The organism is Streptomyces asiaticus, from assembly GCF_018138715.1.
Classification (GTDB): Bacteria; Actinomycetota; Actinomycetes; order Streptomycetales; family Streptomycetaceae; genus Streptomyces; species Streptomyces asiaticus.
In genome coordinates this window covers 1,240,065-1,259,715 of sequence record NZ_JAGSHX010000001.1, presented here as the reverse complement: position 1 = coordinate 1,259,715, position 19,651 = coordinate 1,240,065, and the positions used below count along the sequence as shown (strand labels likewise).

16 protein-coding genes and 3 pseudogenes are annotated in these 19,651 nt (G+C 68.7%); 5 read left to right on the top strand and 14 right to left on the bottom strand.

The window, feature by feature from the left end; translation table 11 throughout:
* Positions 1-90: 90 nt before the first annotated feature.
* The gene (locus KHP12_RS05345) at positions 91-645 is read left to right on the top strand and encodes a hypothetical protein (protein WP_245009985.1); all 555 of its coding nucleotides are present in this window, start codon (positions 91-93) and stop codon (positions 643-645) included.
* A 77-nt stretch (positions 646-722) separates the two neighbouring features.
* On the opposite strand, the gene KHP12_RS05340 is transcribed toward KHP12_RS05345, so the two are convergent.
* From KHP12_RS05340 to KHP12_RS05315, 7 genes and pseudogenes are all read right to left on the bottom strand, one after another.
* Complete coding sequence (locus KHP12_RS05340) at positions 723-1,316, bottom strand: hypothetical protein (RefSeq protein ID WP_211831558.1); 594 nt, start codon at positions 1,314-1,316, stop codon at positions 723-725.
* Entirely contained in the window at positions 1,313-2,581 is a 1,269-nt protein-coding gene (locus KHP12_RS05335; protein ID WP_086882322.1) for a DUF7224 domain-containing protein, read from the bottom strand. Before KHP12_RS05335 ends, KHP12_RS05340 begins: the two co-directional genes overlap by 4 nt.
* A 3-nt stretch (positions 2,582-2,584) precedes the next feature.
* On the bottom strand, positions 2,585-3,337 hold the full coding sequence (locus KHP12_RS05330) for an ATP-binding cassette domain-containing protein (RefSeq protein WP_086882323.1): 753 nt from the start codon (positions 3,335-3,337) through the stop codon (positions 2,585-2,587).
* 150 nt (positions 3,338-3,487) lie between these two features.
* Complete coding sequence (locus KHP12_RS05325; RefSeq protein ID WP_210608870.1) at positions 3,488-4,270, bottom strand: IS630 family transposase; 783 nt, start codon at positions 4,268-4,270, stop codon at positions 3,488-3,490.
* The gene (locus KHP12_RS50605) at positions 4,159-4,530 is read right to left on the bottom strand and encodes a helix-turn-helix domain-containing protein (protein ID WP_245009994.1); all 372 of its coding nucleotides are present in this window, start codon (positions 4,528-4,530) and stop codon (positions 4,159-4,161) included. The genes KHP12_RS05325 and KHP12_RS50605 overlap by 112 nt, the downstream gene beginning before the upstream one ends.
* A 189-nt stretch (positions 4,531-4,719) precedes the next feature.
* Positions 4,720-5,851, bottom strand: a pseudogene (locus KHP12_RS05320) (transposase); the annotation flags it as partial.
* A 192-nt stretch (positions 5,852-6,043) separates the two neighbouring features.
* Positions 6,044-6,247, bottom strand: a complete 204-nt coding sequence (locus KHP12_RS05315) for a hypothetical protein (protein WP_167442474.1) — start codon at positions 6,245-6,247, stop codon at positions 6,044-6,046.
* A 489-nt stretch (positions 6,248-6,736) separates the two neighbouring features.
* Between KHP12_RS05315 and KHP12_RS05310 the strand changes: the two genes are divergently transcribed.
* From KHP12_RS05310 to KHP12_RS05295, 4 genes and pseudogenes are all read left to right on the top strand, one after another.
* Positions 6,737-8,056, top strand: coding sequence for a transposase (locus KHP12_RS05310; RefSeq protein ID WP_246643035.1), 1,320 nt, complete (start codon positions 6,737-6,739; stop codon positions 8,054-8,056).
* A gap of 280 nt (positions 8,057-8,336) precedes the next feature.
* The gene (locus tag KHP12_RS05305) at positions 8,337-10,637 is read left to right on the top strand and encodes an Orn/Lys/Arg family decarboxylase (RefSeq protein ID WP_211831556.1); all 2,301 of its coding nucleotides are present in this window, start codon (positions 8,337-8,339) and stop codon (positions 10,635-10,637) included.
* Between the two features lie 664 nt (positions 10,638-11,301).
* A pseudogene (locus KHP12_RS53240) lies at positions 11,302-11,631 on the top strand (RICIN domain-containing protein); the annotation flags it as partial.
* A 119-nt stretch (positions 11,632-11,750) separates the two neighbouring features.
* A pseudogene (locus tag KHP12_RS05295) lies at positions 11,751-11,921 on the top strand (LysR family transcriptional regulator); the annotation flags it as partial.
* Positions 11,922-12,283: 362 nt separating this feature from the next.
* Here KHP12_RS05295 and KHP12_RS05290 read toward each other — a convergent pair.
* From KHP12_RS05290 to KHP12_RS05260, 7 genes are all read right to left on the bottom strand, one after another.
* Positions 12,284-14,077 (bottom strand): acyl-CoA dehydrogenase family protein, encoded by a 1,794-nt coding sequence (locus KHP12_RS05290; RefSeq protein ID WP_086881628.1) that lies wholly within the window; start codon positions 14,075-14,077, stop codon positions 12,284-12,286.
* 825 nt (positions 14,078-14,902) lie between these two features.
* Positions 14,903-15,577 carry a sterol desaturase family protein gene (locus KHP12_RS05285; RefSeq protein ID WP_211831554.1) on the bottom strand — a complete coding sequence of 225 codons (675 nt, stop codon included), beginning with the start codon at positions 15,575-15,577 and terminating at the stop codon, positions 14,903-14,905.
* On the bottom strand, positions 15,574-15,873 hold the full coding sequence (locus tag KHP12_RS05280; RefSeq protein WP_086881626.1) for a hypothetical protein: 300 nt from the start codon (positions 15,871-15,873) through the stop codon (positions 15,574-15,576). Before KHP12_RS05280 ends, KHP12_RS05285 begins: the two co-directional genes overlap by 4 nt.
* Before the next feature lie 40 nt (positions 15,874-15,913).
* A complete protein-coding gene (locus KHP12_RS05275; protein ID WP_276328634.1) occupies positions 15,914-16,378 on the bottom strand; it encodes a flavin reductase family protein in 465 nt (154 codons plus the stop codon).
* Positions 16,379-16,437: 59 nt separating this feature from the next.
* On the bottom strand, positions 16,438-16,695 hold the full coding sequence (locus KHP12_RS05270; RefSeq protein ID WP_167442476.1) for a hypothetical protein: 258 nt from the start codon (positions 16,693-16,695) through the stop codon (positions 16,438-16,440).
* A 203-nt stretch (positions 16,696-16,898) separates the two neighbouring features.
* Positions 16,899-18,023, bottom strand: coding sequence for an acyl-CoA dehydrogenase family protein (locus KHP12_RS05265; protein ID WP_211831553.1), 1,125 nt, complete (start codon positions 18,021-18,023; stop codon positions 16,899-16,901).
* 406 nt (positions 18,024-18,429) lie between these two features.
* Positions 18,430-19,617, bottom strand: a complete 1,188-nt coding sequence (locus tag KHP12_RS05260) for an SDR family oxidoreductase (RefSeq protein WP_211831549.1) — start codon at positions 19,615-19,617, stop codon at positions 18,430-18,432.
* Between the last annotated feature and the right edge of the window lie 34 nt (positions 19,618-19,651).

Genomic DNA, 19,651 nt, shown 5'->3' with positions numbered 1-19,651 from the left:
TCGTCCCCCGACCTCGGTCTGGTCCACGCGGTGGTGTGCTCCCGGCGCGCCGAGCCTTCGGCAGCAGGCACATCACCGTCCTGAGGAAGAATGCCTGGCAGCGATCACGAAGGGGGCGTCGTGCGGCTGACGATCGACACCGAGACGGACACTTACGAGCAGGCGATTGCGGCGGTACAGGCCGCCTACGGACTGCGTCCCGTCACCCCTGACGACTGGCCGGAACCACCACCGGTCGACCCACGTCCCGGCCCGCAGGACCTGGGCGACGATGACATCGGGGACGGCTGGAGTGAGCAGGCGCTCTTCCGGATGATCGCCTCCCTGATACCCGGGGCCCGCACGGTGCTGCGACGGATCACCGACCTGGGCGGCACCGCCTCGTTCGACGAAGTGCAGCAGTACTTCGCCGACCATCCGACCACCCCGATCACGAAGGCGAAGATCGGCGGGACCCTCACCAGCATCCCGGCGGTACAGCGCCGCGTCGGCCCGGCCGGCTCGGCCCGGCTGCTCCAGCGGGACGAGCGGGCCCGGCTCTATCACATCGACCCGGCACTGGTGGAAGGGCTCCGGCGGGCCTTCGCGATCGCCGATGCCCGCCCCGACCTGCTGCGCGGTGAACCCACCGCACCCGTCACCTGACCCGGGCCGCACCACTGGCAGGAGAACGTCTCGCCAGCGATCCCAAGTAGCCGGGTTCATCCATACCGATGGCTTCCTCAGTGGGCGGACCGCAAAGGGTCCTGTCGTGTGAGGCAGACGAGAACGCCCACCAGGACGATGGCTGCCGTGATGAGCGGGGCGATCAGGGAGTTCGCGGGGTACAGGATCCAGGCCCATGGCTCGGGGCGACCGCCGCTTCTCCAGCCGGCCGCCGCGCACAGCAGGGGCACGATGACGACGGTGACAGCCGCGATGCGGTGGCCGAGGAAGGGAAACAGCAGCAGCGCCAGGCCGACGTATCCAGCGATGTTGCGCCCCAGCACCAAGGCGACGCTGTCGGCCCCCAGGGCGTAGCAGAGGGCTGCCACCCCCGCCCCGGTGACGGCGACCGCCGAGCCGAGCGCGGCGTCCCACCTCCGAACGGGACGGCAGGCGACGCCTTCGGTGCGCAGGTCGCCGCGTCCCATGCCGTGGAGCAGCATCACCGCCGGCAGCAGCGTGATGAGATGGCCGACGAGGAAGTGTCCGGACTGGCCGGTCAGCACGGGCACAGGGAGTTCGGCGTCGCCCATGAGCAGTCCCACCGCATTGGTCACGACGACGGACACACTCAGCGCGGGAACGGCGCGGGCCTTCAGCCACCAGTTCATCCGTGGCTCCCGTTGACGCCCAGCTGGGGGGTTACGTTGCAGGATCTCATGGCGCGGATGTTGCGCTCGTACCAGTCGAGCTGGACCTGTCGGGACTGCTTGAGGACGTGCTGGGCCAGGGCGAGTTCCGGCGGTGCGACCCGGTTGGTGAGGGTCCGGGGCGAGGCGCCGGCGGTCAGGGAAAGCCACGCTCCGACGGGGCCGTAGGCGTCAGCGGCCGGGTAGGGTTCCCCGTTGTCCGCGCAGGCAGGAGATTGTGGAAGAAGCCCTGCCGCCACACCTGTGGGCACACCGCGGGCACTGATGCCGGGACCGATGGCCAGCTTGGTCTCGTCAGAGCCGGGTCGGTCGGCCATGGTCAGGGTTGCGGGCACCGCGACGCCGGCCTGGCGGAGTCTTGCGACGGCCTTGCGGGACTCGGTGCGGACCATGCCCTCTTGGTCGTCCATCTCGGGCCACAGGCAGATGCGGGGCCGACCGTGGTCGCACACCAGGTCGCCGGTCGGGCGGGAGGTCACCGGGTCGGCCCCCATGCCGTGGGCGGAGGCAACACCGCCCACGAACCCTCCGGCGAGCAGCGCGGCCGCGGCGACGACGGCGGGAGCGGACTTCCGGTACTGGATCAGCACGGCAGCGGACAGACAGACCCCGGTACCGAACGCTCCCGCACTGACCAGCGCCCATACGTCCAGGCTCTGATCGAGCACACAGCAGTCCTGAAGTCCTCCACCTACGAGGTGGCGGATCCACACGATGCTCCAGGAGACCGGGTAGGCGTTGGCGACGAAGCTCGCGATCAGCGTGACCGGCACCGCGACGATCGGAGCCCATAGACGGCCCAGAACGAAACCGACCAGGGTGTTGGCCGCGAGCAGCACCGCTTCGACCGCGAGGATGCCGGGATCCGGCATGCCGAAGCCGACGTCGGCGGCGGCCGCGGAGACGAGAAGGGCCGCGGTCATCCCGACCAGACCCATCACGAACACCGGCAGCAAGAGGGGGAAGGCGATGGCCAGCGGCGAGCGGACCGCGTTCTGGTCGGAGATGCGTGCGCGCCTGAGCCGGCTTCCCTCCCAGGCACCGGCTCCGGCACACGCGGGGCCCACGAAGGACAGGGCCAGGCTCGCGGTGCTGGTGGCGGAGAGCCAGTAGTGGGGTGTGACCCACTCGGACAAGTTGTCACCGAGGGCGATGACGATGAAGCCGGCCAGAAACGGCAGAAGACGGGTGCCGGACGAGACGCGGACGACGGTACAGAGCAGCACGGGTCAGATCTCCTCGCCCACGAGCTGGGTGTAGGCGGCTTCCGCGCGCTCGCGAGGACCTTGGGCGTTGCCGGCATTGTCGGCCATGGCATGGAATTCGGCGGTGGTGCCGTGGAAGCGCACCGTGCCCCGGTCCAGGACGACCACGTGCTGGTAGAGGTCGGCGAGGTCTTCGGTCTGGTGGGTGGAGACGACGATGTGCACGTCGTCGGCGAGCTGTTCGAGCAAGGACCGGAAGACCTTGCGCTGGGTGGGGTCCAGGCCGGCGGTCGGCTCGTCCATGAGGATGAGCTCGCTGTGGTGGGTGAGGGCGCCGGCGATGCCCATCCGGCGCAGCTGGCCACCGGAGACCTGGTGGCTGTGGCGGTCGGCGAGCTTGTCCAGGCCGACACGGCCCAGCGTGGTGGCCGATGCCTTCCAGGCATCAGAGCGGTTCATGCCTTTGAGCCAGCCGGCGAAGGCGACTTGCTCCCGTACGGTCAGGCCCGGTACAGGCGTGCTGTGCTGCGGCAGCCAGGCCACCGCCTTCCGGTACGCCCGCACATCCTTGCGGGCCGCGGGGTCGCGGCCCTTCCAGGTGACCGTGCCGTCCAGGGGCTTGAGCTGGGAAGCGGCCAGCGCCATCAGCGTGGACTTCCCCGCCCCGTTCGGGCCGAGCAGCACCGTTGCCGCGCTGCTGACGCGAAGGTCGAAGCTGTCGAGAACGGTCGTCTTCCGGTTGTACCGGAAGCAGACACCACGTAATTCCAAGGCCATGAGCCGCACAATCCGCCGCCAGGGGTGACCCCGAGGAGGCTGTAGTGAGAAGCGGAGCGGGAGGTGCCCGGGCGCAGGCAGAACCCGCCTGCGCCCGGGCACCTGTGAAGACGTGCCGTACTGTCTTCGGGTTCTAGTAGATTGTCGCGGCTAATTTTTGGGATAGAGGTGGCGCAGTTTGATGCGTGCGTCGTGGGTGGTGAACTGCCAGTTCACTTGACGTTGGTCGGTGTTGGTGGCGTTCTGCCAGGCTGAGAGTTCGGTGTTGAGGATGCCGAGGTCGCTGATCCGGCGGTCGAGGCATTGCCGGGTCAGCGCGGAGAGTTCGATCTCGGCGATGTTGAGCCATGACCCGTGCCTGGGCGTATGGTGGATCTTGAGGCGTTGGGCCAGGGCGAATGCCTCTTGTGGTTCGAATGCCTCGTACAGCGAGGCGATGCTGTGGGTGTTGAGGTTGTCCATCACCAGCACCACGGTCTCGGTGTCGGGGTAGTCCACGCTCAGTAACTGCTTGACCTGGCCGGCCCAGTCGGTCCGGGTCCGCCGGGACAGTGCCTGAACACGGCGCCACCCGCGCAGGGGTTCGGTCCACACGAAGATCGAGCACGTGCCGCAGCGGATGTACTCGCTGTCCTGGCGGGCGTCGTGACCGGGGCGGGCCGGGAGCGGGTCGCGGACATGATCGAGGAGCTGGTAGGGCTTCTCGTCCATGCACACCACCGGACGCGCCGGGTCATAGGGCCGGGCATAGACGGCCAGCACGTCTTCCATCCGGGCCGCGAACTCCGCGTTCGCTCGTGGCGGGATGGTCCAGCACTTTCTCAGGTGAGGGCGCAGTTCCGTTTTTTTAAGACCCGCCCGATGGTGGAGTGGTCCAGATCGGGGATGTCCTCGGCCAGCGCGACGTGCTTCTCCAGCAGCCGCAGCGACCACCGGGTATGGCCCTGGGGCGGCTGTGAGCACGCCATCGCGATCAGCCTGGCTTCGACCTCACCAGTCACCGGCGAGGGCACCGGCGGGAGGTCGCGCTTCTTCCGCGCGATCGTGGCGTGCACATCGCCACCGGTCTCGGCAAAACGCTTGGCGACCAGCCGCAACGTCTCACCGGAAACGCCGAGCCGGGCCGCGATCACCTCCTTGGAATCCACCTCACCCACCGAGGTGTCCAGCGCGAGCAGCACCCGGGCCCGCATGATCATCGAAGCTGGGCGAACACCCGTCGTGGTCACCCGCACCAACCCCTCGCGATCCTGCGCGGTCAACCTCACCGGCCACTTCTTCTGCGAACCCATGACAACAGTCCCGTCTGACAGAGGGAAAGGAATCTGCCAGACACTAACCTCCCAACCAGACATGCCACAACTAAGCAGCGACAATCTACTAGCTTCGGGGGTGCGGATCTTCGGCCGGGTCCAGCCGAGGGCTTGCTTGACCATGCGGAAGGTGTGCTCCAGGTCGAACCTCCTCAGGAACGCCTGCCAGCGCACGTCGACGTCCTCGCCGGACAGCCCGGTGGCGGACGACCAGAGCCAAAGTGGCAGCGGGTCGTGGCCGCCGGGCAGGCGGTCGACCTTCAGGCGAATCAACGTGCCCTCGATGATGGAGAGTTCGCGGGTGTGGTCGATCCACGCGGAACGGGTGGTCAGCCGGGGATGGATGCGGTCCCAGGCCATCGCGTGGACGGTGCCGTATCGGTCCGCGACCTGCGTCGTTGCCGCGTTCGGCTCGCCCCAGGTCTCCGGCTTGGCGAAGCGGAATTCCTTGCCGCGTTTGGGCGGGCGCCCACCTTGCGGCGGGGAGATCCACGGCACCGGGACCGGCTTGCGCATCACCCGGTCCGAGCGCATCCTCCCGAGGACCCCCACCGGCAAGTCGGCCAAGAGGTGGGCCATGCGCGGGGCGTCGTACCCGGCGTCGAAGACGATCAGGATGTCACGGTCGCCGAAGCGCCACCGGTCCATCTCGATCAGGTCCTCCACCACCCGGCGGACCTGGGAGGCGGTGACTTCGGCGACATCGTCGGCGGAGCCCAGCCGCACGGCGTCCAGCAGCTGGCACCAGGAGGTCCGTCCTGATTCCAGGACGGCGACGAAGGAGTACGGCCAGCCGGGCACGAACTGGTCCGAGGCCGGCCACTACGGCCGTAGACGTGGCAGAACAGGCGATCTGGGCGGGTCGGGGCGTCCGGGCGGAGCCAGTGGCTGATGTCCACCGCCAGTACCAGGCGCTCATCGGCGGCCTACGGCTGAGGGAGGCCGGCCAGCACCTGCCGCAGCCGCGGCACATCGACGTTGCCGCAGTTCAAAGCGTCGTACATGGCGCCGTGACCACGCCGGTGCTCGGCCACCAGCGTCAGTCCACCGGCGCGGTCACCGGCCCGTCTGCGCACAGCAATGCGTCGGTGAGCTCGAACAGTTCGTCACGCCGGGCGGTCAGGCATGCGTAGAAGTCGTCCTGGAAGTGTGACGCCACAACGAATGGCTCCCGCTGGGCGTCGTGATGCAGCAAACTCAATTTTCCACGGCCTTCGTGCTGATCAGGTGCGTCTTTGGTCGGAGCGCAGGATCAGGCGAAGGCCGTGTTCACGTCCGGAGGATCCCCGTTCGAGTGATCAAGTTCTGGGATGCCGTTCGACGTCCTCCAGGCACTCGGCCGGCTTGCGCAGCCCGAGCGCAGCACTTCTGGCTGAGCGGCCATGTGGCCTGCTCACGAAGACTCACGCTGCGAGTGCCACGCCGCTGGGAGAGTGGCACCGAGGACTCCGCCGACGCCACCACCGAGCGCCAGACCAATCGCCATGTTGTCGAAGACAGCCAACCCGAGCACGATCCCGATCGCGACGCCGATCAGCATGCCGACAGCAAACCCTCTGCTGATGGACGGCGCTCCGACATCCTCGTTGTTTGTCACACGGTCATTGTGCCGAACGAGCCTCCGGAGACGAGGTCCAATACGGCCAACCTTCAGCGGGCCAGACCATAAAGAACAAGCTGAGGAGGGACTCTTCGAGAAGGCGGTTGCGCACTCCATCGCCGGACCGGGCAGCGTCACCGATGTCGTAGCCGACGAGGCGGTAAGTCCCCGCGAGGTCATCGCCCGGCTCCTCCACGGGTCGATCAACATGCAGACCGACACATCCCACCCTCGCGGATGCCTCGTCGCCCTCTCGGGGACGGTCCGGGCACCGGGAGCGGGCGAGACCGGAGCGCGCGACGCCGTGCTCGCGATCTGGGACACACAGGGACGCCGACGCTCACGCGCACCACACGTCGACGGCGGTCCACGCACAGCCCCCGAACCGCACGACCTCAGGCGACATGAATCGCGCTGGCCGACTTCCGCGAGCGCATCGCCCAGGACGACCGCGCCGACCGTCTCCTCGACCTCGCGCTCGCGCGCTTGAAGGAGGCCGGACTCGTACGCGAGCGCACCACCCAGCGCACCGACTCCCCCCATATCCTGGCCGCCGTACGCGACCTGACCCGGCTGGAACTGGTCACCGAGGCGGTCCGTGCCGCGCTGGAAGAAGTCGCCCGCACGGCCGGGCACCTGCTGGTCGATCTGGTCGACGAGGAGTGGGGGCGCCGCTACGGCCGTCCGGTCCGCCTGGGCAAGAATCCCACCCGGCCCAAGACCAGGATCCTCGCCGCCGGCGACGACGCCTGTCGGCTGCTGGAGCGCCTGCACCGGCACCAACCGGGCTACCGGCCCGGCCCGCAGGCCGAGGCTCTGCGGCAGATCATCGTGCAGAACTACTACCGCGACGCGGCGGGCCGCCTGCGCTGGCGCACCGCCGACGACGGCGGGCTGCCACCCTCTTCCTCGGCGATCGTCTCTCCCTACGACATCACGGCGCGCTACGTCCGTCACGGGCATATCATCCGCTGGAAGGGGTTCGCCGCGCATGTCACCGAGACGTGTGCCTCCGGCAGCGTCAACGTGATCACGGATGTGGCCACCACCTCGACCGCCACCAACGACGCCCAGGCCCTGCCCGGTATCCATACCCGCCTGGCGCGTCGGGGACTGCTGCCCGCCGAGCACCTGGTCGACGGAGGCTACACCTCCCTGGTCCACCTGGAACGAGCCGAGCGCGAACACCAGGTCACCGTCAGCGGGCCGCTGCCGGGCAACCCCACTCGCCAGCACCGCAGGAACGAAGGCTTCGACCGGGACGACTTCCACATCGGCTTCGACCGCCAACAGGTCACCTGTCCCCGGGGCCAGGTCAGCAAGGGCCGGCACGGCCCCTACCCGACCTCCTCACCCACCGCCGCCCCGCTGATCGTGGCGCGGTTCACCAAAGGCCAGTGCCAGCCCTGCCCGGACCGCCCCCGGTGCACCAGCTCCCGCGAGAGCGCCCGGAACGTGGGCTTTGCCCCGCGAGAAATGCGAGAGTTGCAAGTCCGCGTCCGCGCCGAGCAGCAGACGCCCGACTGGAAGGCCCGCTACGCGGTCCGCTCCGGGGTGGAAGGCACCATCAACGAGTTCGCCCACGGGCACGGCATGCGTCACTGCCGCTACCGAGGACAGCCGAAAGCCCACCTGCAACACGTATTCACGGCCATCGCCGTGAATATCGAGCGACTCAGCGGCCTGCCACCGACTGAGGAAACCCCCTCACCGCGGCCACCGACCGCCTGCCGAGGTGGCGCTGGTTCCAGATCAAGGTCCGGTCCAGGAGCTCGTGTCTGCGGGTCTGCACCCACCTTTCCATGATCGAGTTCATTCTCGGCATCTGGATGCCAGTGAGGACGACCTCGATCCCCGTGTCCGTACGCCCTTGGGAAACTAGGCGAATCCTCACAGTTCAGGCACGCGCCGGTCCATGCTCACCATGTCCCGGCGCGGCCCACTTGCGGTCGCCGCAGGTCGATCTCCCGTCCGCGATGTACGCCATACCGGTGGTTTCGCCCAAGGGGGGCCGCTCGCCCAGCCGGGCCGCGCGGACACTTGCCCGACGGTGGCCGGGCGGCCGCCCGGGGAGGGGAGGACAGTCATGGCCGACAGCAGGGTTCTGATGGCGGTACCGGAGCACCCGCGCGCCGAGGGCGCCAGGACGGAGCAGCTGCGGAAGATCCGGGATGCCGTCGAGGCCGGCGGCTTCGAGGTGCGCTGGGCCGTCGACGCGCAGGACGCGGACGCGGTGCTGCGTACCGAGGCGGGGCTGGCGGCGGCACTGGTCGCCTGGGATCTGCCCGGCGGCGGCGTGGAGGACGGCGGGCCCGTCGTCCTCCGCCGGATCGGCCGGCGTTTCCGGGACCTGCCGGTCTTCCTGATCATGGCTGAGGAGGGGGTCCGCGATCTGCCGCTGTGGGTATCGGAGACGGTCGTCGGATACGTGTGGCCGCTGGAGGACACTCCGGGATTCATCGCGGGCCGCATCACCAGTGCCGCCCGGGCCTACCGGGAGGACGTGCTGCCGCCGTTCTTCCGGGCGTTGCGCCGCTTCGACGACGCCCACGAGTACTCCTGGCACACCCCGGCGCACTCCGGCGGTGTCGCCTTCCTGAAGTCAGCGGCGGGGCGGGCCTTCCACGACTACTTCGGCGAGCGGCTGCTGCGCAGCGACCTGTCGATCTCGGTCGAGGAACTGGGTTCGCTGTTCGAGCACACTGGACCGATCGGCGAGGCCGAGCGCAACGCCGCCCGCGTCTTCGGATCCGACTCCACCTACTTCGTACTGCACGGCGACTCCACCTGTAACCGCCTGGTCGGCCACTTCAGCGTCACCCGCGACGAGCTGGCGCTGGTGGACCGCAACTGCCACAAGTCGGTGCTGCAGGGGCTGGTGGTCTCCGGGGCCCGCCCCGTCTACCTGGTTCCCACCCGCAACGGCTACGGCCTGGCCGGCCCGCTGCCACCGGCCGAGCTGGCGCCGGAGGCGATCGCGGCCCGGCTCGCGGTGCATCCGCTGGCCGAGGCCGCGGTGTCGCCGCGGCCTCAGTACGCGGTGTTCACCAACTCCACCTATGACGGGCTCAGTTACGACGCCGTCGCGACCGCGCGAGCACTCGCGGGCAGTACACCGCGAGTGCACTTCGACGAAGCCTGGTTCGCCTACGCCCGATTCCACCCGCTGTACACCGGCCGGTACGGCATGGCGGTGGACGAGCGGACCTTCCCGGGGCCGGAGCGGCCCACGGTGTTCGCGACCCAGTCGACGCACAAGCTGCTCGCGGCGCTGTCGCAGTCCGCGATGGTGCACGTGCGACCCGCACCGCGGGCACCGGTCGAGCACGACCGCTTCAACGAGGCCCTGATGATGCACGGCACCACCTCGCCCCTGTACCCGATGATCGCCTCGCTGGACGTGGCCACCGCGATGATGGACGGCCCCCAGGGCGAATGGCTCATCGACGAGGCGGTGACGGAGGCGATCCGCTTCCGTCAGGAAATGGTCCGCCTGCACAAGCGGGTGGAGAGCGCCGGGGACCGGCCGGGCTGGTTCTTCGGCGTCTGGCAGCCGGACTCCGTCACCGACCCGGCCACCGGCGAGCGCCTGCCCTTCGACGAGGCCCCGCCGGAACTGCTGCGCACCACGCAGTCCTGCTGGCTGCTGGAGCCCGGTGCCGCCTGGCACGGCTTCCCCGGGCTCACCGAGGGGCACTGCATGCTGGATCCCGTCAAGGTCACCCTGACCTGCCCCGGCATCACCGCCGCCGGCGACATGGCCGAGGAGGGCATCCCGGCCCGCGTCCTGACGGCGTACCTGGCCACGCGGAACATCGTCGTCGAGAAAACCGACAGCTACACCACGCTGATCCTGTTCTCCATGGGCATCACCAAGGGCAAGTGGGGCACGCTGCTGGACGCCCTGATGGACTTTAAGGCCCTGTACGACGCCGACGCCCCTCTCCACCGGGTGCTGCCCGCCGCCGTCGCCGCGCATCCGCGCCGCTACGCGGGGCTGACCCTGCGCGAGCTGTGCCGGCAGATGCACGGCCGGCTGCGTTCGGCCCGTCTGGTGGAGCTGCTGGACACAGTCTTCCAGCAGCTCCCGGAGCCGGTCCGGCCTCCGCAGCACTGCTATCAGCGTCTGGTGCGTGGCGGCACGGAGCGGATCCGGATCGCCGATGCCGCGAACCGGGTGGCGGCCGCCATGGTCACCGTCACCCCACCCGGCATCCCGGTCCTGATGCCCGGGGAATCCACCGGTGACACCGACGGCCCCCTCCTGCGGTACCTCACGGCCCTGGAGAGCTTCGACCGCCACTTCCCCGGCTTCCGCAGCGAGACACACGGCGTCACGATCGACGAGGAGACCGGCGACTACCAGATCGAGTGCCTGCGCAGGTGACCTGGCCGCAGCCTCGTTGACGCCCCGGGCCGGCCGGCTGCGGGCGGGCCCGCGATGTCAGCGCAGCGCCGTCGCGTTGGCCGGAGAGCCCACTCCGCCGGTCAGGTTGAGGGGTTTGACGGTGACCAGGCTGTCCCAGCGTCCGGTGTGCCGGCAGTCCTGGGCGAGGCCGGTGGGGTTCCACAGCTCGCCCAGGGGCAGGCCCAGTTCGGGGATCAGTTCCTGGTGGCATCATGTCCTGGTCCTCGGGCGCGCTGTGGTGGAAGTCGCTGTCGACCAGGACGGGGAGGACCTCCACGGCGAAGGTGTCCGTAGCCCATGAGGGCGATGTGGTGGTCCCAGCACCAGGCGGCGAAGGCGCGGCTCTGCGCGAACCCGGTGGCGCGTCCTGCGGCGCGGACCTCGGCCCGCGCCGGAGTCCGTCGGTCTGCGTACTGGCCTGCGGGTGGAAATTGTCCAGGACGGCCGAACGCGGCGGTGCACTCGCCGCCCCGGTGTCGTCCGTCTGTACCGCCCGCACGTTCCGGACACGGCCACACTCAGGCCCTTCTCCCCCATCCGGGTGGTTCGCCCGCCAAGAGAGCCGCTATCGCCCGACTCTGGTTCCCGCGTCGTCACGCCTCGCCGGCGGCGGCCCTCCAAGAAGGAGAAAGGCAGGGACAGAATGTTCTCACCTCGGCAGGCCGCTCTCGGCGGAACAGCACTCCTCGCTCTGGCGCTCACCAGCCTGACGGTCAATCCGGCCAGCGCGGCGGCCTCGGGGGGACGCGTCGCCCAGGCGGCCGCGCAGACTCTCATTCTCCACACGGTGAAGAACCAGAACCTCGTGGCCGACTTGGCCTACGGTTCGTCAACGCCTGGCACGCCCGTCACCTTGTACCCGGAGCACGGAGGGACGAACCAGCAGTGGGAGGTCGTCCCCGTCCAGGGCAACTGGTTCCAGCTGCGGAACAAGGCGTCGGGAACCTGCCTGGTCAACGGCTACCACAGCGCGCAAAACGGCCACCGCCGTGTGAGTCTGAGACGGCGTCATCGCCTGCTGTCCCAGGGGTGTCCCCCTGGGACAGCAGGCGTCGGCACCGGCGGAACCCATTGCTTAAGGGTTACGGGGCCGCGCACTACGACGAACTCGCGGCCACCTTCGGCGGCGGCATCGACTCAGTCGGCCCGGACTTCGGAATCGAACCTCTGCTCGACACCATCACCGGCTCCACGACACTGGCCACCTTCGTCAGCGAACAGACCCCACTCGTCTGGCCCGTCGGCCAGGATCTGCGCCGCATCCTGTGGGGCTCGGTTATTTATCGCCGCTGGTCAAATGCCCCGCCCGGCGCGTAGAGAGTTGCGATGATGATCGGATGATCGTGTCGCTTCTGTACCAGGTGACTCGACGTCTTCTCTCCGTCCCGGCGATGCTTCTACAGCGGGACACCTCGAAGGAGGCTGAGCTTATTTCCGAGCGGCACAGGCATCCGGGCTTCCATCACCAGCATGGCTCGCTTCACAGTAGCGGTGCTCGACAGCAGTGTCGCGGGCGTCGCCGCGCTCGATCCGATCGCCCCATTCGGCGCGGGCGCCCGCAGGGTGTTCATACAGGTCAGCGCCTACGTTGTCGCCTTGATGGCGGCTGGCCTGCATTGCGATGTTCAGAAGCGGGCCGCTGATTCGTCGTGGACGCGTTCGGCGAGCGGGAACTGCCAGTGTGAAAACAACTGGTTGTCGCTGTGGAGATGGCGTAGCACCTGCATTACCGCGTCGACCACCGCCCCATCTGCGATGAGTTCGTGCGGGTATAGCTGCCTGCGCAGCCGTTCCAGCTGGAGGAGCAGCAACGCCCCACTGGGCAGCGGATGGTCCATGACGTCGTAGGAGTGGACGAAGGTGAGCACGCAAGCCGCAGCGGCGTGCAGCAGGCAGTACTCCTTTGTCAGTTCGAAGAGCTCGGGCGACTGCGTATAGTCCTTGCCGAGCGTGGATGTGAGGGTGGTGGCCCTCATGTTCATGGGACTGACCCTGGTGAGCAGTTCCTCGGCGAGGTCCGCGGCACAACGCAGCCGGTCGCGCTCAGCGCCCGTGACTTTCTCGGCCAGGGCGCGCAGCCGTCGCAGCCCTTCGGGTGCGGCCAGCACAGCGTCGTCCGAGCCGCGGCTGAACAGTTCCTGCTTCACCGGCTCGAACACCGGGAGCTCGCGGTCCATACCGAAGAGAGTGGTGGCGCGTTCGGCGGCGGCCTCGCATGTGGCTGCCTCCGGTGCGTTGGCCCTGTCCAGCAGACGGCCCAGCTGATGGCCGAGGTTGCGCAGGTTGACCACGGTGTTCCCGTCGGTGACGTCGGTCACCAGGATGTCGCGTAGCATCTTTTGATGCATGCCGTAGTGCGGGTGGTCCCTCACGAAGGTGCGTGCCCCGAGGACCACGGTCAGTTGTGCCATCGTCTTCTGCAGCAGCGTGGGCACCAGGTACTTGGCCACGGACGACCAGACGCTGACCTGCTCCGGCACCACCTGAAGGCTGCGTGCGGCCCCGAGGACCACCGCGTCGGCCACCATCAGGTCGGCGAACGCCTCCGCCAACTGGCGGCGGGTGTAGGGGACATCGATGATCGTGTCACCCAGCAGGACCCGGCGTTCGGCGAAGTCCATGGCGAGCCGGAGACTGGTGTCGACCGCTGACAGAGCCAGATGGAGGAGCACCACACGCGCCGTCAGGCTGGTCTTGATCGCGATCTCCAGACCTTGGCCCTCACGCCCGATCAGCGCAGACTCCGGTACGAAGGCCTTGTTCATCCGGATACCGCTGAGGTTGGCCGCGCGCACGCCATACAAGTTTTCGCAGGGCATGTCCTCGACGGTGTCTGCCCTGCTCTGCCACTTGTCCAGGATGAAGAGCGAGTAGGCGGCCGGACCGCCGTGCCTTGCGGTCCGGGCGAAGATGATGATCTTGTCGGCGACCGTCGCATTGCCGATCGGCCACTTCTCACCGGTGAGCACGTAACCGCCTTCCACCTTCTCCGCCACCACCTCGTTGGCCACGACGTCGCTGCCGTGAGTGCGCTCGGAAAGGCCCCAGGACACTGCGTCACCGGATGTGATGTCCGCGATCAGCGAGCACTTCTGCTGCTCGGTGCCGAGGATCCACGTCGGCATGAATCCGAGGCAGGTGAGGGAGAGGCCGAGCGCGGTCGAGGGGTCCCGGCGCGCCACGAGCCGCATCAGACAGACCGAGGTCTCCACGCTGCCCGCCTTGCCGCCCTGCTCGGCGGGCAGGCTGTATGCGGGGACGCCCCAGCGCCGGAGCAGGCTGAGGAACTGGTACGGGTACCTTCCGCGCTCGTCGTGGTCCAGGACCTGGGCGAACGGCATTCGGCTGGCTGGGTCGTGCGGGTCGCCCAGGTATTGCTCCAGCTGCACGGCCAGGGCCGTCATGGTTGATTTGGACATGGTGAACTCCTACGGAAGAGGTGCTGACTGGACAGGCAGGGCGGCCAGCGGGCGTCCCGGAACGCGGTGACGGCGTCGAGGGCGGGCAGGAGCTCCCTCCCCTCCCCCGGTGGTGCCGGGGATCCCTCCCCTCCCCCGGTGGTGCCGGGGATCCCACCCCTCCCCCGGTGGTGCCGGGGATCCCACCCCTCGGTTCGGGCGAGCCGGGTAGCCGATGGGTGCTGTCCGCGGCCATGACGACGGCGGAGAGAAAGGCCGCTGGCGCGATGTCGCCGTCGCGCCCGGCTCATCAGTGGAGCCGGGTTGATCGCCGGCAGTGGCCGGCCCTGGCTGGTCCGCCCCGGGCGGACGCAGGACGCGGCGGCGTGCGCGCAGGCACCTACCGATCTGCCACACCTGGCGATGCGTTGAGGAGGCGGTGGCGCGCTTCCGCGTGTGTCCGGGTCAGCGTTCCCCGTTTCGCCACCGCATCGTCAGCCTGGTGTGAGGCTGTCACCGGCCCAGTCGTTCCAGCGAGCGGCCGCTGTATCTTCGGGGCGACCCGGCTCGCTTTCCGGGGTACTTGACGCGGTCCGCTGGGCGTCCCGGACGAGCACCTGGTTGCCGAGAGGCCACCGACGTCCACGGCTTCGGTCCGGGAGCGAGTTGATCCGCGGCGTCGAGATGCCTTGAGCGCGACTGAGGTTTCCGATGGGCGGGTCGCGCGGCGCGGCTCGACCGCAGCACCGCCCACTAGTGGGCACACAGCCGCCCTGGACGTCTCGCTGGGTGGGAGCCGACGCCGCCCTGAGGGCCCGGGCCTCTCCGGGCCCGGGCTGTTGGTGCTCAGGCGGTCTGGCGTCCTGACCCCGTGGTGCCGCGGGATGGGCGGGCGACGGAGGTGCCGAACAGCTCGTCCCAGTAGGGCGCGGAGATCCCGAACCCGCGAGTGTCGTCGCGGAAGTGATGGCGCATATGCAGCAAGCGCAGGTGGCGCATCAGCTGGTTCTTCGGGGTGGCATGGTGCAGGTAGAGGTGGAACAGGTCGTAGGTGAGGTAGCCGAAGGTGTACCCGGCGCCGAATGTCAAGGGCAGCGAGCCCAGTCCGGAGGCCATGTAGATGGTGCCGGACACCATCGGGATGCTCAGCAGCGGGCTCAAAAGGGAGCGACGTACGTCTTGCGGGTAGTCATGGTGGATGCCGTGGAGGATGTAGTGGAGCCGTGCGCGGAAGCCTTTCTCGGGCTCGTAATGCAGCACGACGCGGTGGCCCCAGTACTCGGACAGAGTCCAGGTGACATATCCGGCCGCCGCCCATCCAAGCAGCGCCCAGCCGTCGGCCTGTTCTCCTGCGGCCGCGAACCAGCTACAGGCGATGATGACCGGGGTGTACATGGCCACCGTGATCACGGGGTGCACGTGGATGAGGCTGTCCAGCCACGACCAGCCGACGACGGCCGGTGCTTTACCGCGGTGAATGGCGCCCTTGTTGGTCTTGCGTGCAGGTGTCGAGGAGGTCATGCGCTGGCTCCTACCGTCGCAGGGGCCTTCACCAGCGCCACGTAGCCCGTGCAGGGCTGGAAGCCGGAAGTGTGCAGCGGCCGGTCGGTCGTGGGGGAACAGCTCTTGCCGGCCCGGTCGGTGACATCGAGGGGATCGGCGTGGGTGCTGATCACGGCGCCGGCCATGGGGGCGACGTCGTAGTCGGGGGCTGCGATGACGGCCTCCGCGCCAGTGTCGATGAGCTGCTCGGCGGTCGTCCGGCCGCTGCCGCGGCTGCCGGAGATCTCGACCGTGTTGTTGAGGTTTCTGTGCACTGGTCCTCCTGCTGCATGGGTTGTTGGGTGAGCGAAGACCTCAGGCGAGTGTGGTGAACTTACGGTTGTGCCAGACCAGCGGCGGGCTGCCGCCGGGGCTGCCCCCACTGCCGATGCTGCGCACCGTGGCGGTGACGATGGTGTGGTCACCGCCCGGATGCATGTGGGCGACCTGGCAGGTCAGCCAGGCCAGCGCGTCGCTCAGCACGGGCAGGGCGTCGGTCTGGTGGTGGCGGGTGCGGGCGAAACGGTCGCTTTGGCTGATCGCGGCGTCGGCGAACTGCTCTGCCAGGGGGGCTTGGTCGTGGCGCAGAAGGTTGAGTGCGAAGCCGCCGTTGAACCGGATCCCGGCCAGGGTGCGGCTGTGGTTGTTGAGGCAGACCAACACCATCAGCGGGTGAAGGGAGAGCGAGCACACGGCACTTGCGGTCATCCCACAGGGGCTGGTGCCGTCGGGGCAATTGGACGTCACAATGGTGACACCGGTGGGCAGTTGGGCGAACACGTACCGGAACGCCTCTGACGTCACGGCCTGGACAGGGGCGTGCAGGGCCCTCGGATGGCTCACGGCTGACCGCCGCCGTCGGCCGGGGCGAGGGCGTTGTCGCCGTAGGGGCCGTGCCCGGCTGCCACCGGCCTGGTCCTGAACGGGGCCAGGCCCGGGCGGTGCTCGGTCAGGTCCCCCGGGTGGAGCCCGTCGGCACTGGAGAGCGGGGCGTGGCGGCTCAGGGCGATCAGATGGCAGCGCGATAGTGGGGGAATCAACGCCGCGCCGAGGATGCCGGAGGCGCTGGTGAGCGGGAAGGCGGTAGCAGAAGACACGTCGGAACACTCCATGGGTGGGCAGCGTTGTGCGTACGAATGGCCAGGGCTTCGGGCGGGCGTTCGCCCAGGGGGATGCGGGCCACGGTGCGACAGGGGGACCCAGCCGTTCGTTCCCGGGCGGACGTCGGCGAACCGGCAGTGAAGGATGATGGCCCGGGCGCGAACGCGTTCTCCGCCCGCACCCGAAGCGGCGGTCGGAGTCAGGAAAGCCGCAGCGGCTCGCCGGCCAGAGTGTCCACCAGTCGGGCGGCCATGCGGTGGCGCGAGGGCGGGTGAAAGGCCAGTGCGCGGCATGCGGAGTTGAGGTAGGCGATGTCGCCGGAGGAGACAAAGGCCATTCCGCCCAGGGCCTCCACCGTGGACGCCAGCACTCGGTTGATCGCGTCCTGGGCGGCGTAGCGGCAGATCAGCGCCTGGGTGAGGGTGTCCTGCCCGATCGGCTCGGGAGATGCGGCCAGGGCCTCGACGGCAAGGAAGGCCCCCTCGACGTCGGTGGCGGACTCGGCGCGTATCGCCGCTTCCACCCTGGCGTTGGCCAAGGTGCGTTCCACCAATGCGGAGGCCACGCCCAGGTAGCTGGCGGTCATCAGTAACTCGAACCAGACGAAGCCGACCGTCTGCAGGTGGTCCAGGCGGCCGTCGTCGGTGACGTCGGTGCGCACCACCAGGTCGGCGGCCACCTCCACATTCTCCAAGACCACCTCGTCGCTTTCGGCTCCGGCCAGGATCGGACTGTTCCAGAACGGACGGACGCTCAGCCCGGGCGCGTCGGCCGGGATCAGGGCGATGGCCAGCTGCGGCGTGCCGTCGGGGCCGGGCAGCGCGATCGAGGCGGTGAGGAGATTCATCGACCGGGCCAGGCTGCACGGCTTCTTCGACCCGCTCAGCCACATTCTCTCTCCCTCCACCCGGACGGTGAGATGCGGAGCAAGGATGCCCTGACCGGTGCGGCCCTCAGCGAATCCGGAGGCAAGCAGCAGCCCGTCCTGGGCGATCGCCGCCAGCAGCATCGATTCCAAGCCATCGCTGTGCGCTGCTGCCTCGACCACGGCGCCGACGGAGAAGTGGTGCATGGTGGTGGCCACGGCCAGCGAAGGGGAGCGGGCGCCCAGAGCGCGCTGCACGCGCGTTGCGGTGAGCAGGTCGGCTCCTTGTCCGCCATGCTCGGCGGGAACCAGGAGCGCGGGCCCGCCCGCCTCGATGAACGCGGCCAGTGCCGGACCATCGGAGCGCTCCAGGCCCGCGAGTGAATGCGCGGCCAGCTGCTGGTCCAGCCCTGGCAGCGTGTTCTCCAACGCGGCGCGCTCACGGTGCAAGAACTTCATACCTGGTTTCCCTCCATACTTTCACGACGCATCCGTACCTGCCGCACCCGGTCGGCAAGCGCCGTGGCCTGCGTAGCGGGCGACGCGGGAATGTGCTTCTCGGGCTATCGGTACGACCATGGTCTTGATCACAGAGATTCACGTGTTGATCATGTCGGTGCGGTGTGGGGCACCGGGACAGCCGCCGTCGAGGCGATGGGCGTGCTCTGTACGGGGACCGGGCGGGTCGAACCACACCGCCAACGACGGCACAGCAGTCGGCCTGCCAGAAAGCTCTGCCGGGCGGCGAGCAGCGGAATGCCGATGTCGCCGGGGCTGTGACCGAGGACTTCCGGCGACACCTCCGCTGAGCCGCCGCATGCGGGTGCGCTCACCGCCGTTGGCGCGGGGCGATATCGGCGGAGTATCAGGGGCCGGTGACCGTCGCGGGATCCGGCAGGATGCCATGACGGACGAAGTACGCCACATACGCCGAGAACACCTCCTCGTCGATATCCGGCCTGGGAAGCCCGGCATCGACAAGGAACTCCCGGGTGGCCACGTCCGAGAACTCCGCCACGTCGACCTTCTCCCATTCAGCTACGACGCGCATCAGCGGAAACATGGAGTTGGTGACGTCCGCCGCGATGGCCTTCATCCACTTCAGGATGCTGACCTCCGCCAGCTCGTACCCGGCACTGCGCAACAGGCCGAGGATCTTCTCAGGGCCGAGCACATCGGGGCTGACCTGGTGGAAGATCCCGCCGATCGCCCGCGGGTTCCGTGAGAGGGCGACGATCGCGGCACTGACGTAGTCGACCGGAACAATGTTCATAGGTAGCCGGAACCTGCGTGGATACAGACCGGCCTGGAGAGAACCCCTGATGAACCGCCAGACGAAGTCGTTCTCCTGGCAGGCTCCACTCCGCGAGTCGCCCCACATCTGGCCGGGACGGTGGACCGTCACGGGTACGCCCCGGCGGCCCGCCTTCAGCACGAGTTGCTCGGCGACCCACTTGCTCTTGGCGTATCCCAATTGCAGTGCCTGCGGCGGCCCGGTCGGGTCGAGCTCCCCCCGCGGCGGCTGGTCTGCTGTCGGCTCGAACACGGCCGTAGTCGACGTGTGATGCAAGATCGCCCCGGCCGCGCAGGCCAGCCGGAGTATCTCGTGGGTCGCGTCGACCGTCGCCCTGCGAAGCCACTTGTAGATCGTGAGGAAGTTGACCTTGGCCGCGGAATGGTAGATGGTGCCGATCCGCCCGGCCAGCTCGGTGTAGGTCTCCTCCGGCATGCCGAGTCGGGGCCGGGTCACATCCCCGGTCACCACCCTCACCGCGTCCAGGTCAAGGGTGTCGAGGAGTTCGTACCTGCGCAGGTTCTCCTCCAGCCGCTTGAGACCCGCGTCGGCGTCTGGGGCCCGCACCAGGCAGTGCACGGTCAGGCCATGCGCAAGCAGTTGCCGCAGCAGAAACGCCCCGAGAAAGCCGGTCGCGCCGGTGAGGAACACCTCGGACACGGTGTGGGGATCCGGCGCTGCGAAGCCGGTTATGTCCTCGTGCAGCCTGATATCGTCGGTGAATTCCTCGGTGACTTCTGAAAGCGTGGGCGAAGTCATCAGCTGTCTACATTCCTTCCCGCCGGCAACGGCT

Coding starts and splice junctions, on each gene's coding strand:
- KHP12_RS05265 (WP_211831553.1), bottom strand. CDS start 18,023: ATGAAGTTCTTGCACCGTGAGCGCGCCGCGTTGGAGAACACGCTGCCA.
- KHP12_RS05305 (WP_211831556.1), top strand. CDS start 8,337: ATGGCCGACAGCAGGGTTCTGATGGCGGTACCGGAGCACCCGCGCGCC.
- KHP12_RS05290 (WP_086881628.1), bottom strand. CDS start 14,077: ATGTCCAAATCAACCATGACGGCCCTGGCCGTGCAGCTGGAGCAATAC.
- KHP12_RS05345 (WP_245009985.1), top strand. CDS start 91: ATGCCTGGCAGCGATCACGAAGGGGGCGTCGTGCGGCTGACGATCGAC.
- KHP12_RS05330 (WP_086882323.1), bottom strand. CDS start 3,337: ATGGCCTTGGAATTACGTGGTGTCTGCTTCCGGTACAACCGGAAGACG.
- KHP12_RS05340 (WP_211831558.1), bottom strand. CDS start 1,316: ATGAACTGGTGGCTGAAGGCCCGCGCCGTTCCCGCGCTGAGTGTGTCC.
- KHP12_RS50605 (WP_245009994.1), bottom strand. CDS start 4,530: ATGCGGGCCCGGGTGCTGCTCGCGCTGGACACCTCGGTGGGTGAGGTG.
- KHP12_RS05260 (WP_211831549.1), bottom strand. CDS start 19,617: ATGACTTCGCCCACGCTTTCAGAAGTCACCGAGGAATTCACCGACGAT.
- KHP12_RS05285 (WP_211831554.1), bottom strand. CDS start 15,577: ATGACCTCCTCGACACCTGCACGCAAGACCAACAAGGGCGCCATTCAC.